This is a genomic window from Pseudomonas sp. B20 (assembly GCF_020515755.1).
GTDB lineage: Bacteria > Pseudomonadota > Gammaproteobacteria > Pseudomonadales > Pseudomonadaceae > Aquipseudomonas > Aquipseudomonas syringae.
Window position 1 is genome coordinate 152,730 of the sequence record NZ_JAHPJG010000009.1, and the last position, 17,158, is coordinate 169,887.

The window sequence follows — 17,158 nt, forward strand, 5'->3', positions numbered from 1 at the left end:
CCCACGTGGAGCTTTGTCGCGTTGAGGTTGCGGAAGCTGTCATAAAGCTGGCATTACTGAGCCAATACGGCCCAAAAAGGCACAAAAAAAGCACTTGCGATAAACGCCAAGTGCTTTATTTGTAACGCTTGTTTGGTGGAGCCGGGGGGATTTGAACCCCCGTCCGCCAGTACTCCGCTGTCGGTACTACATGCTTAGCCGTGTCTATTAAGTTAACCCTCAGCGACCCGACGGGCAGGGTGCTTTGGGCGAGCTGTGTAATTTTTAGCCGATTCGTCCACAGCGTACTGCACGGCGATTCTGTTCTATATGACAATCATTTCGGGTTTACAGACATCCCCTGATGATTGCTGGAGCCGAAGCTACCAGAAGTGCGGCTAGGCTGCTTACGCAGCTAGTTGAGCACCGTAGTTTTCGTCATTGGCAACTATAGAAAGTTGCAACAGTGGATTTACGAGTTCTGTTACCAACTCGGCATGCACCTAAAGTTTCATCACCGGCGTCGAATCCAAATCGGCCCCGAGACTGCTTTCGCAGTCGCTGGGGCGCAGTGTACGCCAATTGGCGTGGCACGTCGACCCGTATGCTGCAATCGTTCAGGCCAGCCTGGGTGGCTGGCCTGCTCGAAGGTTTACTTGGTGCCTTCGCTGCCCGAACCGGTGTTTTTCAGGGAAGTGATGGTCTTGGTGGTGATCTCGACGCATTTTTTCTCGTCGTTCTGCGCTTGGGCCGCTTTGGCGTTCTTCACAGTCGTCTCGAGCATTGTCTTGTTTTCTGGACTCAAGTTGGTGCTGGACGAGGTGTTGGCGTTTTCGATGGTCTTGATGTTTGCGGCGCACAAATCATCGGCGGCAAAAACCGGCGAAGCCAACAGGGCGGCGCTGAGGAACAATCCAGTGAGGGCGGTACGCTTCATGTGTCTCTCCTTGTAACCTGTGGACTCGGTATGGCCGGTGTTTGAGGCCGTCGCCCGAGGTTTTGAAAGCCCGTTTAATAGTTGGGCCTAAAGGATTGACTGTGGTGGAACGCAGGCGTTCTATTTTATTTTCGGAATACTGCGAAATAGCCACGCTGCGCATTCAAGCACCCAAATGAGGCGATCTTCGCTTGGAGGTATCGAACGGGTTGAAGCAGGGAGTGGGGCGGGGTATGGGGGTTATGGGGGTAAAGGGGTAGATATGAAGTGCCAAATATCCGGGTCAGGACATTTGGCACACGCCAGCGCCAGAAGCTAGTCGTCCTTGCCCTTGGAGCGCACGGCACGCTGCAGCTCACGGTCCGAATCGCGTTCGCGTTCGGTGTGACGCTTGTCGTATTCCTTCTTGCCTTTACCCAGCGCAATTTCGCACTTGACCAGGTGCTCCTTCCAGTAAACGGAAAGGGCGACGCAGGCGTAGCCTTTCTGCTGAACCGAGCTGGTGAGCTTTTCGAGCTCGCGCTTGTTCAGCAGCAGTTTGCGGGTGCGTGTCGGGTCAGCGATGACGTGTGTGCTGGCAGTCTTGAGAGGCGTGATGTGGCAACCCATCAGCCAGGCCTCGCCATCCTTGAGCAGCACATAACTGTCGACCAGCTGTACCTTGGTGGCACGCAGGCTTTTTACTTCCCAGCCAGACAGGACCAGACCGGCCTCGAACTTGTGTTCGATGAAGTAATCGTGACGCGCTTTCTTATTTTGCGCGATGGTCCCTGTAGGGTGTTTCTTGAGCTTAGCCATAGGGGGCGCATTATAGGCAGTTGCATCAATGTCGGCTACGGGAAAGCGCGTGCTTGAGCACAAAGGTTGAATCCCGGACAATGCGCGATCTTTTTTGGCTGGGCGTTTCGATAATGTCGACGGACAAGGTTTCGGTCCACGGTAGCTGGGCAAGTCGCTGGGTGTTCATCCTGGCTGCCACCGGCTCTGCTGTGGGGCTGGGCAGTATCTGGAAATTTCCGTACATGGTCGGTGCCTATGGCGGCGGTGCATTCGTGCTGGTTTTTCTGGCGTGCATCGCGCTGATCGGTATTCCGGTGATGATCGCCGAGACGCTGATTGGCCGTCGTTCCCGGCTCAGTCCTGCGAATGCGCTCAAGACGCTGGCGCAGGAAGCGGGGCATTCGCCGCGCTGGTCCTGGGGCGCGTTCGCCGGGATGATCACGGCGCTGCTGATTCTCTCCTTTTATAGTGTGGTGGGCGGCTGGTCGCTGGATTACATCATCGACATGGGGCGCGGCGACTTTCAGGGTGTGTCGCCGGATCAGGTCGGTGCATATTTCGGTGCGGTGATTGCCGACCCATGGCGTCTGATTCTGTGGCACACCATTTTCATGCTGCTGTCGGCGGTGGTGATCGGCAAGGGGGTCGAGGCCGGACTGGAGAAAAGCCTGCGCATCATGATGCCGATGCTGTTCCTGCTGATGCTCGCGCTGTTGGGCTATAGCCTGACCACCGGGCATTTCATGGAAGGCGTGCATTTCATGTTCGACTTCAACCCCGAGAAGGTGCTGGATGGCTTGCTGCCCGCGATGGGCCATGCGTTCTTTTCCCTGAGCGTCGGTGTCGGCTCGATCATGGTCTACGGCGCGTATATGACCAAAGGCGCGTCGATCAGCAGCACCGTCGTCGGCATCGCGTTGCTCGATACCTTCGTTTCGCTGTTGGCCGGCCTTGCGCTGTTCCCGATCGTGTTCGCCGCAGGCCTGAACCCCAGCGAGGGGCCGGGCCTGATGTTCGTCACGCTGCCTTATGCATTCGGCAACGTCGCGTTCGGCCAGTTGATGGGCATCGTGTTCTTCGTGTTGGTGGCCGTTGCAGCCTGGAGTTCGGCGATTTCGTTGCTTGAGCCGATGGTTGCCTACCTGGTCGAGCGCACCCGTATTCGCCGCGCCTGGGTGACGTTCTGTCTGGCCTTTACCTGCTGGTTTGTGGGCCTGGGTACGGTGTTCTCGTTCAATATCTGGCAAAAAGCCAAGTTTTTCGTGAACGATGGAGGCGCATTCCACCTCTATCAATGGGGCGCATCGACTGGCCTGGACTTCTTCGGAGTCATTGATTTCTTCACTTCGCGGATCATGTTGCCGCTGGGTGGGTTGTGTTTTGTAGTATTCGCTGGTTGGGTGATGGGCCGTGAGACAGTGCGCTACGAATTGTCGATTCGCAGTCCGCTGCTCTTCAACCTGACGTACTTTTTGATGCGCTACGTGGCGCCGCTCGGCATTCTTGTGGTGTTTGCCGCTCAGCTCTGGAAATGACGCTCACATGACTACGCATATACAACGCTCTGCTTTACTGCCGTACCCGGCCGGGTTCCTTTATGACCTGGTCAATGATGTGGCTCGTTATCCCGAGTTCCTGCCGTGGTGCTCGTCCGCTACCGTGGTTGAAGCCAGTGAGGCGCAGATGCGCGCCAGCCTGGAGATCGCCAAGGGTGGTCTGAGCCAGAAGTTCATGACGCGCAACACGCTGGTTCCCGGCGAGTCGATCGTGATGGACCTGGTCGAAGGGCCGTTCGAACAGTTTCACGGTGTCTGGACGTTCAAGCCGTTGGGCGAGAAAGCCTGCAAGATCAGTCTGGATCTGTCCTTCGATTATGCCGGCACTATCGTTCGCGCCACGCTGGGGCCGCTGTTCAATCAGGCAGCCAACACGCTGGTGGATGCGTTCTGCCAGCGAGCGAAAGAGCTGCATGGCTGACGCATCGATTCAGATAGAGGTGGTCTACGCCTCAGTGCAGCGCCAGGTATTGAAGACGGTCGATGTCCCGGCCGGCTCTTCGGTACGTCAGGCGCTGGCACTCAGCGGTATGGACAAGGAGTTTCCCGAGCTGGATCTGAGCCTGTGCGCCGTCGGTATCTTCGGCAAGGTGGTGGCTGATCCTGCTGCGCGGATGCTGGAGGCGGGTGAGCGGATAGAGATTTATCGTCCGCTGGTGGCCGACCCGATGGAGATCAGACGTCTGCGCGCGGCCAAGGCGCGTGAGAAAAGAACGCCTACAGGATGAGCTCGGGCTGAACGCTGGCTGAATGGAATACACAAAAAAGCCCGGCATGCCGGGCTTTTTGTTGGGCGCTTTGGACTACCGGGTGTTGGTGTCCAGCGGCTCTTGGGTCGGGACTGGTACGGTCTCGACGCTGTCCACGTCCTTCTGGATTGTATCCAGCAACGAACCTGGCTTGGCCGGTTCTTCAGGCTGCTGCACTGGCTGGTTCTCTGCCGGGACAGTGGTGTCGCTGTCCTTGCCGAGAATGGCTTCATCGCGGCTGACGCCGGGCATGAAGTCGCCAGACAGGCTCACGAGCTGGTCATTGCCGTTGAATATAAGGCTGACACGCTCCTGCTGGCGTTCACCGCCACCTGGCTGCAGGCTGTACAGGTAATCCCACCGATCGGAGTGGAAAGTGTCGGTCAGCAGGGGGTTGCCCATGATAAACCGTACTTGCCGCCGGGTCATTCCGGGGCGTAACTGGTCTATCATGTCCTGCGTGACGACATTACCCTGCTGGATGTCGATTTTGTAAACCCCGGGGAATGAACAACCGGCGAGTGCGAGCAGTCCCACGAAGGTGAAACTGGTTAGCAAGAGCTTGGTGTTTTGCATCGGTGGGCGACTTCCACTATCTTGGCTGGGACAACGTAAACTCCGATCATACCTGCATTAAGAGAAGCTGCGAAGCAGCGTCTGCGAGAAAGCTGACCATGGTTGAAAATAACGAACTACGTAAAGTAGGACTCAAGGTAACCTTACCGAGGGTCAAAATACTGCAAATGCTCGATTCTGCAGAGCAACGCCACATGAGTGCCGAGGATGTCTACAAGGCTCTCATGGAGGCCAGCGAGGACGTCGGTCTGGCCACGGTTTACCGTGTTCTGACTCAGTTCGAGTCCGCTGGACTGGTGGTGCGCCACAATTTCGACGGCGGTCATGCTGTGTTCGAGCTGGCTGATGGCGGCCACCACGACCACATGGTCAACGTGGAATCGGGTGAGGTGATCGAATTCTTCGACGAAGAAATCGAGAAGCTTCAGAAAGCCATCGTCGAAAGACACGGCTTTGACCTGGTGGACCACAATCTGGTGCTCTACGTCCGTAACAAGAAGGCGTAATCAGCAACAGGGGCGACCGCGGTCGCCTTTGTGCTTTCTATCGCTCAGCTTTTAGCCGTAACGACCATCTTTTTGGCGTGCGCCAGGGATTCCTTGGTCAAGTCGATGCCGCCCAGCATTCGGGCGACTTCCTCTATACGTTCAGTCTTGCTGAGCTTGGACACGGCTGTGCGCGTTGCGTCGTTGTCCCGCACCTTGTGCACGAACAGGTGCTGATGGCCTTGCGCCGCGACCTGCGGCAGGTGAGTGACGGTCATGACCTGGCCACGCTCGCCCAGGCGGCGCAGCAGTTGCCCTACGATCTCGGCGGTCGGTCCGCCAATCCCCACATCCACTTCGTCGAATACCAGCGTCGGCACCCGCGAGGTTTGCGCGGTGATGACCTGAATCGCCAGGCTGATGCGCGAAAGCTCGCCACCCGACGCGACTTTCGCCAGTGCTTTGAGTGGTTGGCCGGGGTTGGCGCTGACCAGTAGCTCTACCTGCTCCAGGCCGTGAGGCGAGGGTTCTACGCTGGCGTTGGCTTTGAGGTCGATCTGGAAACGGCCGCCGGGCATGCCCAGGCGATGAATTTCCTGTTCTACGGCGCTGGCCAGTTTCGTCGCCGAATTGTGACGCAGGTCGCTCAGCTCGCGGGCTTTATCCTGATAGTGCCGCGCGAATGCCTGCACTTCATGCTCCAGCCGTTCGATGGATTCGTCGTTGGCATTCAGCGTTTCTATTTCATCCAGCAGCTTTTGTTGCAGTGTCGCCACTTCGCCTGGCTGGATGCGGTGCTTGCGCGCCAGCGTATAGATAGCATCGAGTCGTTCTTCAAGCTGTTGCAGGCGGGCAGGGTCGGCATCGAAGTGATCCAGAAAGCGATTCAGCTCGCCTACCGCTTCTTCTACCTGTATCTGCGCGCTGGACAGCAGTCCTGTGGCCTCGCTCAGGGCGGACGGGGAATGGTCGACGCTGCCAAGACGATGCAGGCTGGCGGTCAGGGCATTGAGCACGTTGCCGGAATCGCTTTCGCTGCACTGCTCGACCACTTGTCGGCAAATGCTCAGCAGGCTTTCGGCGTTGGTCAGGTCCTTGTGTTCCTGTTCGAGCTGTTCGAGCTCGTTTTCGCCCAGGCTCAGGCTTTCCAGCTCTTCGAGCTGATAGCTCAGCAACTGATGACGTGCGCGTTGTTCGTCACCCGAGTTGGAGAGGCGCTCGAGCTCCTGCCGCGTCTGCCGCCAGCGCTGTGCGGCGAGATGGACCTGACGGGCCAGATCGGTCGCACCTGCGTATTCGTCGAGCAGGCGTCGGTGGGTGTCGGTCTTGAGCAGCGACTGGTGTTCATGCTGGCTGTGAATATCGATGAGCAGTTCGCCCAGCGCCTTCAGGTCGCCCTGAGGGCAAGGCGAGCCATTGATATAGGAGCGTGACCGACCTTCGGCGGTGATGACCCGGCGCAGGATGCAGGGGCCGTCGTTGTCCAGGTCGCGCTCTTTGAGCCAGGTCTGTGCCTCGGGAATATCGCCCAGGTCGAACGTGGCCAGGATGTCGGCCTTGTCGGCGCCTGGCCGGACCACGCCGCTGTCGGCACGGTCGCCCAGGGTCAGGCCCAGGGCGTCGAGCATGATCGACTTGCCAGCGCCGGTTTCGCCGGTGATGACGCTCATGCCTCGATCCAGTTCAAGGTCAAGGTGTTCGACAATGGCGTAGTTGTGTACGGAAAGGTGCACCAGCATTGAGCGGCTCCCGGGCTGTTTGTCTGGTTATTTATACAGTGTTTTATTTGTGGCTGACAATGCCCTTGCTTAGCTCGATTTGATCGGTCTGAAGTGGTTTTTAGTCCCTCTTGTGTCAATGCGCCATTTTTTGTAGGGCCGGAATACGGATTATTTGTCAGGGAATGCGTATCTCGATCACACGAAACCCTTGAAGCCGGAAAATCCGATCCCATATAGGTGGGCAGAAGCGCGAATCGGGATCGCGGACGTTTTTAGAGGAGAAGATGTATGGCTGACGAACAGAATCTGGATGCGCAGGCTCAGGATCAGGCTGCCGAGGCGGGCACGGGTGATGAACTGACAACCCGCGTGCAGGTGCTCGAAGAGCAACTGGCTGCTGCGCAGGACCAATCCCTTCGGGTGGCTGCGGATCTGCAGAATGTCCGCCGCCGTGCCGAACAGGATGTTGAAAAGGCGCACAAGTTTGCGCTGGAAAAATTTGCCGGTGATCTGTTGCCGATCATCGACAGTCTGGAGCGAGGCCTTGATCTGTCCAGTCCGGAAGATGAAAGCATTCGCCCTATGCGTGAAGGCATCGAGCTGACCTTGAAGATGTTCCAGGACACCCTCAAGCGTTATCAGCTGGAAGCCATCGATCCGCACGGCCAACCCTTCAGTGCCGACCAGCACCAGGCGATGGCCATGCAGGAAAGTGCCGACGTTGAGCCCAACACGGTGCTCAAGGTATTTCAAAAGGGTTATCAGCTTAATGGTCGCCTGTTGCGCCCGGCCATGGTCGTGGTCAGCAAGGCACCATCGCCTGCAACGCCGTCAATCAACGAGCAGGCTTGAAATCAGCTGTAAGGCCCCCATTTAAAGGTCAAGCGTTTAAGAGCTACCGCACGGTGTAAACGCACTGGCGGCAACCAAATCCAAGTTTTGCAAGTTTCGGGAGAGTCAAAGATGGGCAGAATTATCGGTATCGACCTGGGGACTACCAACTCCTGCGTCTCCATTCTGGAAAACGGTAACGTCAAGGTTATCGAGAACGCCGAAGGTACTCGTACTACGCCTTCGATCATCGCTTATGCAAACGATAACGAGATCCTGGTCGGTCAATCCGCCAAGCGTCAGGCGGTCACCAACCCGCACAACACGCTGTACGCGGTGAAGCGTCTGATCGGTCGCAAGTTCGAAGAGGATGTCGTTCAGAAAGACATCCAGATGGTCCCTTACAAGATCGTCAAGGCTGACAACGGTGACGCCTGGGTTGAAGTGAATGGCCAGAAAATGGCGCCTCCTCAGATTTCCGCTGAAATCCTGAAGAAAATGAAGAAGACTGCCGAAGACTACCTCGGCGAAGCGGTTACCGAAGCGGTCATCACCGTTCCGGCCTACTTCAACGACAGTCAGCGTCAGGCTACCAAGGACGCTGGCCGTATCGCCGGTCTGGACGTCAAGCGAATCATCAACGAACCTACCGCAGCCGCGCTGGCTTACGGTATGGACAAGGCCAAGGGCGACCACACTGTCATCGTTTATGACCTGGGTGGCGGTACCTTTGACGTCTCGGTCATCGAGATCGCTGAAGTCGATGGCGAGCACCAGTTCGAAGTGTTGGCCACCAACGGCGACACGTTCCTGGGTGGTGAAGACTTCGACATTCGTCTGATCGACTACTTCGTCGACGAATTCAAGAAAGAAAGCGGCATGAGCCTCAAGGGTGACCCGCTGGCCATGCAGCGCCTGAAAGAGGCTGCTGAAAAAGCCAAGATCGAGCTGTCTTCCAGCACCCAGACCGAAGTCAACCTGCCGTACATCACTGCAGACGCAACCGGTCCTAAGCACCTGGTAGTCAAGATCTCCCGCTCCAAGCTGGAATCGCTGGTTGAAGACCTGGTTCAGCGCACTATCGAGCCTTGCCGCATGGCGTTGAAAGACGCGGGTATCGATATCAGCAAGATCAACGACGTGATTCTGGTCGGTGGTCAGACGCGTATGCCGCTGGTTCAGAAGCTGGTGACCGAGTTTTTCGGCAAAGAAGCACGTAAAGACGTCAACCCGGACGAAGCCGTTGCCATGGGTGCTGCCATTCAGGGCGCAGTCCTGGCCGGTGATGTCAAAGACGTTCTGCTGCTGGACGTCAGCCCGCTGACCCTGGGTATCGAAACCATGGGCGGCGTGATGACTGCGCTGATCGAGAAAAACACCACGATTCCTACCAAGAAATCCCAGGTGTTCTCGACTGCCGATGACAACCAGAACGCGGTAACCATCCACGTCCTGCAGGGTGAGCGTAAGCAAGCCGGTCAGAACAAGTCGCTGGGCAAGTTCGACCTGGCCGAGATTCCACCTGCTCCACGTGGCGTGCCACAGATCGAAGTGACCTTCGACATCGACGCAAACGGCATCCTGCACGTTGGCGCGAAAGACAAGGCCACCGGCAAGCAGCAGTCCATCGTGATCAAGGCCAACTCCGGTCTGTCCGAGGAAGAAATTCAGCAGATGGTTCGCGATGCTGAAGTCAACTCCGAAGAAGATCGCAAGTTCGAAGAGCTGGCCTCTGCCCGTAACCAGGGTGATGCGCTGGTCCACTCGACTCGCAAGATGATCGCTGACGCGGGTGACAAGGTCACCGCTGAAGAGAAGACTGCGGTAGAAGCTGCACTGGTTGCTCTGGAAGCCGCTATCAAAGGCGACGACAAGGCTGCCATTGAAGCCAAGGTCGAAGAGCTGTCGAAGGTTTCCGCGCCAATCGCTCAGAAGATGTACGCCGAGCAGGCTGAAAACCCGGACGCTGCGGCCAAGCCAGCTGAAGAAACTGCCAAGGCTGACGATGTGGTCGACGCCGAGTTTGAAGAAGTAAAAGACCACAAGTAAGCGCAGGCTCACTTGAAAGCCGGTTGACCTCTTTCGAGCGCTGACTGGTAGGATGTCGCCGCGCGGGAGCTTGCTCCCGCGTTGGCGTGTCTGGAACAAGCAAAAATTTCGGCGTGTGGAGTTGCTCCGCACGCCACGTGGCAAGATCGCGACGCTCCTGCGTGGCGAATCATTCTGCCGCTTTCTCGGCCGGATGCATCTGGCTGCTGAACGAAGACCAGGATCGTTGAATCGACGTGAGTTGGGTCCGGGCCTGTATGGGGCTCAACGAGTTTGGTGCGGCTCAGGAGAGCCTTCGCCGAACGTCCTCAAGAGTGCGGAAGAATTATGGCAAAGCGTGATTATTACGAAGTGTTGGGAGTGGAGCGAGGCTCCAGCGAGGCGGATCTGAAGAAGGCTTATCGCCGTCTGGCGATGAAGCATCACCCTGACCGCAACCCTGATGACAAAGCATCGGAAGAGCTGTTCAAAGAGGCCAACGAAGCCTACGAAGTGCTTTCCGACGCCAGCAAGCGCGCGGCCTACGATCAGTATGGCCATGCCGGTGTCGACCCGAGCATGGGTGGCGGCGGTGGTTTTGGTGGCGGTGCCGGTGGCGCCAACTTCTCCGATATCTTCGGCGATGTGTTCAGCGACTTCTTTGGTGGCGGCCGTGCCGGTGGCGGCGGTGGTCGTGGCGGCGCTCAGCGTGGCAGCGACCTGCGCTATACGCTGGAGCTGAATCTGGAGGAGGCGGTTCGCGGTACTAACGTGAATATCCGCGTTCCGACGCTGGTCAACTGCAAGCCGTGCGACGGCAGCGGTGCCAAGAAAGGTTCTTCGCCGGTCACATGCCCTACGTGCGGCGGCATTGGTCAGGTGCGCATGCAGCAGGGTTTCTTCTCTGTGCAGCAAACCTGTCCGCGCTGCCACGGCCACGGCAAGATCATTTCCGATCCGTGCGACTCCTGCCATGGCGAAGGCCGCGTCGAAGAGTCCAAGACGCTTTCCGTCAAAGTGCCGCCAGGTGTCGATACCGGTGACCGCATTCGCCTGTCCGGCGAAGGCGAGGCGGGTACCCAGGGTGGTCCGACCGGCGACCTGTATGTCGTGATCAATGTGCGCGAACACGCGATCTTCCAGCGTGACGGCAAGCACCTGTTCTGCGAAGTGCCTATCAGCTTTACCGATGCAGCGCTGGGCGGCGAGCTTGAAGTGCCGACGCTGGACGGTCGCGTCAAACTGAAAATCCCCGAAGGTACCCAGACCGGCAAGCAGTTCCGCTTGCGTGGCAAGGGCGTCGCTCCAGTGCGTGGCGGCGGTGCCGGTGACTTGATGTGCCGCGTTGCAGTCGAAACCCCGGTCAACCTGAGCAAGCGCCAGCGCGAGCTGCTTGAAGAGTTCCGCACCTCGCTTGAAAACGACGAGTCCCACTCTCCGAAAGCCAGTGGCTGGTTTGAGGGTGTGAAGCGTTTCTTCGGCGATCTGTAAGGCTATCAACGGGAGCAGGGCATGCGACGTATTGCTGTAGTAGGCGCCGCCGGGCGTATGGGCAAGACCTTGATAGAGGCGGTTCAGCAGGCGCTTGGCGCCGGGCTGACCGCCGCTATCGATCGTCCTGACAGCACGCTGGTAGGCGCTGATGCGGGCGAACTGGCTGCGCTGGGTCGTATCGGTGTGCCGCTGTCAGGTGATCTGGCAAAGGTGGCGGACGAGTTCGACGTTCTGATCGACTTTACTCATCCTTCGGTGACGCTAAAAAATCTGGCGTTCTGTCGCAAGGCAGGCAAGGCGATGATTATCGGTACCACCGGTTTCAGCGCGGAAGAAAAGCAGCGTCTGGAAGAGGCGGGTAAAGACATTCCGATCGTCTTTGCTGCCAATTTCAGCGTTGGTGTGAATCTGTGTCTGAAGCTGCTCGACACCGCTGCGCGCGTTCTGGGTGATGAGGTCGATATCGAAATTACCGAGGCGCACCATCGGCACAAGGTCGATGCGCCGTCCGGCACCGCCTTGCGTATGGGTGAAGTGGTTGCCAATGCGCTGGGTCGCGATCTGGAAAAAGTCGCGGTCTACGGTCGTGAAGGCCAGACCGGCGCGCGTGATCGTCAGACCATCGGGTTTGCGACCATTCGTGCCGGTGATGTGGTGGGCGACCACACCGTGCTGTTCGCAGCGGACGGTGAGCGGGTCGAGATAACGCACAAGGCGTCCAGTCGCATGACCTTCGCCAAGGGTGCCGTTCGGGCTGCAATGTGGCTCGACGGCAAGGCGCCAGGGCTTTACGACATGCAGGATGTGTTGGGTCTGCATTGATTTCATACAGGGCCATTCGTGGCCCTGTCGCATTTTCCCGCATTTCAGGCCCATTGGTGGTAGACCAAAATGGGCCTTTTCTGTAAGCTACAGCTTTAGTGTGTCCACTAAAAGCGCGCAGATGATTCCATAAGAAAGCGGGGTGACGTAACTACGTCATTCCGCTTTTTTGCAGCCTGCGATCGCCCTTTCAGGTTTTATTTACGGGAGGTCTTCTTGACTAAGCCAGCCATACTCGCCCTTGCTGATGGCAGCATTTTTCGCGGCGAAGCCATTGGAGCCGACGGTCAGACCGTTGGTGAGGTGGTGTTCAACACCGCAATGACAGGCTATCAGGAAATTCTTACCGATCCTTCCTACGCCCAGCAGATCGTTACCCTGACTTACCCGCATATCGGCAACACCGGCACCACTCCTGAAGACGCAGAGTCTGATCGCGTCTGGTCCGCCGGCCTGGTCATTCGCGACCTGCCTCTGGTAGCCAGCAACTGGCGTAACAAGCTGTCCCTCGGTGATTACCTGAAAGCCAATAACGTCGTTGCCATCGCTGGCATCGACACGCGCCGCCTGACCCGCATCCTGCGTGAGAAAGGCGCCCAGAACGGCTGCATCCTGGCCGGCGATAACATCACCGAAGAGGCGGCCATCGCCGCTGCCCGCAGCTTCCCGGGCCTCAAGGGCATGGACCTGGCCAAGGAAGTCTGCACCAAGGACACCTACGAGTGGCGTTCCAGCGTCTGGGATCTGAAAACCGACAGCCATCCTGAAATCGCCGCCTCCGAGCTGCCTTATCACGTGGTCGCCTACGATTATGGCGTCAAGGTCAACATCCTGCGCATGCTGGTCGAGCGCGGTTGCCGCGTAACCGTGGTGCCAGCGCAAATGCCTGCCAGTGAAGTGCTCGCCTACAAGCCGGACGGCGTTTTCCTGTCCAACGGCCCTGGTGACCCGGAGCCGTGCGACTACGCCATCAAGGCGATCAGGGAAGTGCTGGAAACCGACATTCCGGTGTTCGGCATCTGCCTCGGCCATCAGCTTCTGGCGTTGGCTGCGGGTGCCAAGACCGTGAAGATGGGCCACGGCCACCACGGTGCCAACCACCCGGTCCAGGATCTGGACACCGGTGTGGTCATGATCACCAGCCAGAACCACGGTTTTGCGGTGGATGAGGCAACCCTGCCGAGCAACGTTCGCGCCATTCACAAGTCGCTGTTCGACGGCACCCTGCAGGGTATCGAACTGACCGACAAGAGCGCATTCAGCTTCCAGGGTCACCCTGAAGCGAGTCCGGGCCCGAACGACGTCGCGCCTTTGTTCGATCGCTTTATCGAAGCCATGGCCAAGCGCCGCTGACCGGTTGCCTTGAGACTGTAATACGCAGGTGCCCAGGGCGGCCCCGGACTCAGTGTCCGGTCGCTGCCGCCCAGGCCACCTCAGACAAATGTTCAAGACGGCTTGCCGACTGACCTGCGGATTTGAGTGACAACCCATGCCAAAACGTACAGATATTAAAAGCATCCTGATTCTCGGCGCCGGCCCCATCGTGATCGGCCAGGCCTGTGAATTCGATTACTCCGGCGCCCAGGCCTGCAAGGCTCTGCGTGAGGAGGGTTACCGCGTCATCCTGGTGAACTCCAACCCGGCCACCATCATGACCGACCCGGCCATGGCTGACGCCACCTACATCGAGCCGATCAAGTGGCAGACCGTTGCCAAGATCATCGAAAAAGAGCGTCCTGACGCACTCCTGCCGACCATGGGTGGCCAGACGGCTCTGAACTGCGCACTGGATCTGGAGCGCGAAGGTGTTCTGGAGAAGTTCGGTGTTGAAATGATCGGCGCCAACGCTGACACCATCGACAAGGCTGAAGACCGTTCGCGCTTCGACAAGGCGATGAAGTCCATCGGCCTGGCGTGCCCGCGCTCCGGCATCGCGCACAGCATGGAAGAAGCCAACGCGGTGCTTGAAAAGCTCGGCTTCCCTTGCATCATCCGTCCGTCGTTCACCATGGGTGGCACCGGCGGCGGTATCGCTTACAACCGTGAAGAGTTCGAGGAAATCTGCGCCCGTGGTCTGGACCTGTCGCCAACCAAGGAATTGCTGATCGACGAATCGCTGATCGGCTGGAAAGAGTACGAAATGGAAGTTGTCCGCGACAAAAAGGACAACTGCATCATCGTCTGCTCGATCGAGAACTTCGACCCGATGGGTGTGCACACTGGTGACTCGATCACCGTAGCGCCGGCACAGACCCTGACCGACAAGGAATACCAGATCCTGCGTAATGCCTCGCTGGCAGTACTGCGCGAGATCGGCGTTGAAACCGGTGGTTCCAACGTTCAGTTCGGCATCTGCCCGAACACCGGCCGCATGGTCGTGATCGAGATGAACCCGCGTGTATCGCGCTCCTCGGCGCTGGCCTCCAAGGCGACCGGCTTCCCGATCGCCCGCGTTGCCGCCAAGCTGGCCGTGGGCTACACCCTTGACGAGCTGTCGAACGAAATCACTGGCGGCAAGACCCCGGCATCGTTCGAACCGTCGATCGACTACGTCGTCACCAAGCTGCCGCGCTTTGCCTTCGAGAAATTCGCCAAGGCCGATGCGCGTCTGACCACTCAGATGAAGTCGGTCGGTGAAGTCATGGCCATCGGCCGTACCTTCCAGGAATCCCTGCAGAAAGCCCTGCGCGGCCTGGAAGTCGGCGTGTGCGGTCTTGATCCGAAGCTGGACCTGAGCCATCCGGAAAGCATGAGCACGCTCAAGCGCGAGCTGACCGTGCCGGGCGCCGAGCGTATCTGGTACGTCGCCGACGCCTTCCGCGCCGGCATGACGGTCGAAGAAATCTTCGCCATGAACATGATCGACCCTTGGTTCCTGGTGCAGATCGAAGACCTGATCAAGGACGAAGAGAAGATCAAGACCCTGGGTCTGTCGGCAATCGACCGTGACGTCATGTTCCGTCTCAAGCGCAAGGGCTTCTCCGACGCGCGTCTGGCCAAACTGCTGGGCGTTACCGAGAAGAACCTGCGGACGCATCGTCACAAGCTCGAAGTGTTCCCGGTCTACAAGCGCGTCGACACCTGCGCAGCCGAGTTCGCAACCGACACCGCGTACCTGTACTCGACCTACGAGGAAGAGTGCGAAGCCAACCCGTCGACGCGTGACAAGATCATGATCCTGGGTGGCGGCCCGAACCGCATCGGCCAGGGTATCGAGTTCGATTACTGCTGCGTGCACGCCGCGCTGGCACTGCGTGAAGACGGTTACGAGACCATCATGGTCAACTGCAACCCGGAAACCGTCTCCACCGACTACGACACCTCGGACCGTCTGTACTTCGAGCCTGTCACCCTGGAAGACGTGCTGGAAATCGTCCGTGTCGAGAAGCCGAAAGGTGTGATCGTCCAGTACGGTGGCCAGACGCCTCTGAAACTGGCCCGTGCTCTTGAAGCCGCCGGCGTGCCGATCATCGGTACCAGCCCTGATGCCATCGACCGTGCCGAAGACCGCGAGCGCTTCCAGCACATGGTCGAGCGTCTGAACCTGCGTCAGCCGCCAAACGCCACTGTGCGCAGCGAAGACGAAGCGATTCGTGCCGCAGCGAAGATCGGTTATCCACTGGTTGTGCGTCCGTCCTATGTACTGGGTGGCCGTGCGATGGAAATCGTTTACCAGGAAGACGAACTCAAGCGTTACCTGCGCGAAGCCGTTCAGGTGTCCAACGACAGCCCGGTGCTGCTGGACCACTTCCTGAACTGCGCAATCGAGATGGACGTCGATGCGGTCTGCGACGGTACTGACGTGGTTATTGGCGCGATCATGCAGCACATCGAGCAGGCGGGTGTTCACTCCGGTGATTCCGCATGTTCGCTGCCGCCTTACTCGCTGCCGGCTCATATCCAGGACGAGATGCGCGAGCAGGTCAAGAAGATGGCGCTGGAACTGGGCGTTGTCGGCCTGATGAACGTGCAGCTGGCGCTTCAGGGCGAAGACATCTATGTCATTGAAGTCAACCCGCGCGCATCGCGTACCGTGCCGTTCGTTTCCAAGTGCATCGGTGTTTCCCTGGCGATGATCGCTGCCCGCGTGATGGCAGGCAAAACCCTGAAAGAGCTGAACTTCACCAAGGAAATCATTCCGAACTTCTACAGCGTGAAAGAGGCCGTGTTCCCGTTTGCCAAATTCCCTGGCGTTGACCCGATCCTCGGCCCGGAAATGAAATCGACCGGTGAAGTGATGGGTGTGGGTGATACCTTCGGTGAAGCGTTTGCCAAGGCCCAGATGGGCGCGAGCGAAGTGCTGCCGACTGGCGGTACCGCGTTCATCAGCGTACGTGACGATGACAAGCCTCTGGTTGAAGCGGTCGCTCGTGACCTCATCAATCTTGGTTTCGAGATCGTTGCCACCGCAGGCACCGCCAAGCTGATCGAAGCGGCAGGCCTGAAAGTGCGTCGCGTCAACAAGGTGACCGAAGGCCGTCCGCATGTGGTCGACATGATCAAGAACGACGAAGTCACTCTGATCATCAACACCACCGAAGGTCGCCAGTCGATCGCGGATTCCTACTCCATCCGTCGCAACGCCCTGCAGCACAAGATTTACTGCACCACTACCATTGCAGCAGGCGAAGCGATCTGTGAAGCGCTCAAGTTCGGTCCGGAGAAGACCGTACGTCGTTTGCAGGATCTCCATGCAGGATTGAAGGCATGATCAAATACCCAATGACCGTCCAGGGCGCTCGCGCCCTGGAAGAAGAGCTGACCCACCTGACCAAGGTGATTCGTCCCAAGTTGAGCCAGGACATCGGTACTGCGCGCGAGCTGGGCGACCTCAAGGAAAACGCCGAATACCATGCTGCCCGCGAGCAGCAGGGGATGGTCGAAGCGCGTATTCGTGATATCGAAGGCCGCATGCAGAACGCTGTGATCATCGACGTCACGACTATTCCGCACACCGGCAAGGTGATTTTCGGTACGACGGTCGAAATCGCCAACGTCGAGACTGACGAAAGCGTGGTCTATCAGATCGTGGGTGAGGACGAAGCGGATATCAAGAAAGGCAAGATTTCAGTGGGTTCGCCCATTGCCCGTGCCTTGATTGCCAAGGAAGAGGGTGATGTCGTCGTCGTGAAGACGCCGAGTGGCGTGATCGAGTACGAAATCATCGAAGTGCGTCATATCTGATGCTGGCGCCCGTTTT

General features: G+C 58.3%; 15 protein-coding genes and 1 other RNA gene. 11 read left to right on the top strand and 5 right to left on the bottom strand.

Annotated elements, in window-relative coordinates:
* Positions 1-133 precede the first annotated feature (133 nt).
* The 3 genes from ssrA to smpB form a co-directional block, all read right to left on the bottom strand.
* Positions 134-521: a transfer-messenger RNA gene (ssrA, locus tag LIX91_RS12225) on the bottom strand.
* Positions 522-631: 110 nt separating this feature from the next.
* Positions 632-916 (bottom strand): hypothetical protein, encoded by a 285-nt coding sequence (locus tag LIX91_RS12230; protein WP_003364180.1) that lies wholly within the window; start codon positions 914-916, stop codon positions 632-634.
* Between the two features lie 315 nt (positions 917-1,231).
* Positions 1,232-1,714 carry an SsrA-binding protein SmpB gene (smpB, locus tag LIX91_RS12235; RefSeq protein ID WP_003400147.1) on the bottom strand — a complete coding sequence of 161 codons (483 nt, stop codon included), beginning with the start codon at positions 1,712-1,714 and terminating at the stop codon, positions 1,232-1,234.
* A 113-nt stretch (positions 1,715-1,827) separates the two neighbouring features.
* Here smpB and LIX91_RS12240 point away from each other — a divergent pair, with 113 nt between their 5' ends.
* Genes LIX91_RS12240 through LIX91_RS12250 form a run of 3 tightly spaced genes read left to right on the top strand, consistent with a single transcriptional unit; the run spans position 1,828 to position 3,980 of the window.
* A complete protein-coding gene (locus tag LIX91_RS12240) occupies positions 1,828-3,231 on the top strand; it encodes a sodium-dependent transporter (RefSeq protein WP_226488552.1) in 1,404 nt (467 codons plus the stop codon).
* Positions 3,232-3,238: 7 nt separating this feature from the next.
* Positions 3,239-3,673: a type II toxin-antitoxin system RatA family toxin gene (locus tag LIX91_RS12245; RefSeq protein ID WP_003400153.1), complete on the top strand. Its 435-nt coding sequence runs from the start codon at positions 3,239-3,241 to the stop codon at positions 3,671-3,673.
* Positions 3,666-3,980, top strand: a complete 315-nt coding sequence (locus LIX91_RS12250) for an RnfH family protein (protein WP_004411727.1) — start codon at positions 3,666-3,668, stop codon at positions 3,978-3,980. The genes LIX91_RS12245 and LIX91_RS12250 overlap by 8 nt, the downstream gene beginning before the upstream one ends.
* A 75-nt stretch (positions 3,981-4,055) precedes the next feature.
* On the opposite strand, the gene LIX91_RS12255 is transcribed toward LIX91_RS12250, so the two are convergent.
* On the bottom strand, positions 4,056-4,577 hold the full coding sequence (locus LIX91_RS12255; RefSeq protein WP_003418851.1) for an outer membrane protein assembly factor BamE: 522 nt from the start codon (positions 4,575-4,577) through the stop codon (positions 4,056-4,058).
* Positions 4,578-4,675: 98 nt separating this feature from the next.
* On the opposite strand from LIX91_RS12255, the gene fur reads away from it, so the two are divergent.
* Positions 4,676-5,083 (top strand): ferric iron uptake transcriptional regulator, encoded by a 408-nt coding sequence (gene fur / locus LIX91_RS12260; protein WP_003313643.1) that lies wholly within the window; start codon positions 4,676-4,678, stop codon positions 5,081-5,083.
* Between the two features lie 44 nt (positions 5,084-5,127).
* Here fur and recN read toward each other — a convergent pair whose 3' ends face one another.
* Positions 5,128-6,801, bottom strand: coding sequence for a DNA repair protein RecN (gene recN, locus LIX91_RS12265; RefSeq protein WP_003340554.1), 1,674 nt, complete (start codon positions 6,799-6,801; stop codon positions 5,128-5,130).
* Between the two features lie 270 nt (positions 6,802-7,071).
* Here recN and grpE point away from each other — a divergent pair, with 270 nt between their 5' ends.
* The 7 genes from grpE to greA all read left to right on the top strand — a co-directional run bounded on the left by grpE (position 7,072) and on the right by greA (position 17,142).
* The gene (gene grpE / locus LIX91_RS12270; RefSeq protein ID WP_046269279.1) at positions 7,072-7,635 is read left to right on the top strand and encodes a nucleotide exchange factor GrpE; all 564 of its coding nucleotides are present in this window, start codon (positions 7,072-7,074) and stop codon (positions 7,633-7,635) included.
* Between the two features lie 111 nt (positions 7,636-7,746).
* Positions 7,747-9,663, top strand: a complete 1,917-nt coding sequence (dnaK, locus tag LIX91_RS12275) for a molecular chaperone DnaK (RefSeq protein WP_003418845.1) — start codon at positions 7,747-7,749, stop codon at positions 9,661-9,663.
* Positions 9,664-9,990: 327 nt separating this feature from the next.
* Complete coding sequence (gene dnaJ / locus LIX91_RS12280) at positions 9,991-11,133, top strand: molecular chaperone DnaJ (protein ID WP_003395180.1); 1,143 nt, start codon at positions 9,991-9,993, stop codon at positions 11,131-11,133.
* 21 nt (positions 11,134-11,154) lie between these two features.
* Entirely contained in the window at positions 11,155-11,958 is an 804-nt protein-coding gene (gene dapB / locus LIX91_RS12285; protein ID WP_003418843.1) for a 4-hydroxy-tetrahydrodipicolinate reductase, read from the top strand.
* Between the two features lie 216 nt (positions 11,959-12,174).
* The gene (gene carA / locus LIX91_RS12290; protein WP_003418841.1) at positions 12,175-13,311 is read left to right on the top strand and encodes a glutamine-hydrolyzing carbamoyl-phosphate synthase small subunit; all 1,137 of its coding nucleotides are present in this window, start codon (positions 12,175-12,177) and stop codon (positions 13,309-13,311) included.
* Positions 13,312-13,447: 136 nt separating this feature from the next.
* Complete coding sequence (gene carB / locus LIX91_RS12295) at positions 13,448-16,669, top strand: carbamoyl-phosphate synthase large subunit (protein WP_003340565.1); 3,222 nt, start codon at positions 13,448-13,450, stop codon at positions 16,667-16,669.
* Positions 16,666-17,142, top strand: a complete 477-nt coding sequence (gene greA / locus LIX91_RS12300) for a transcription elongation factor GreA (RefSeq protein ID WP_003418840.1) — start codon at positions 16,666-16,668, stop codon at positions 17,140-17,142. Before carB ends, greA begins: the two co-directional genes overlap by 4 nt.
* Positions 17,143-17,158 lie beyond the last annotated feature (16 nt).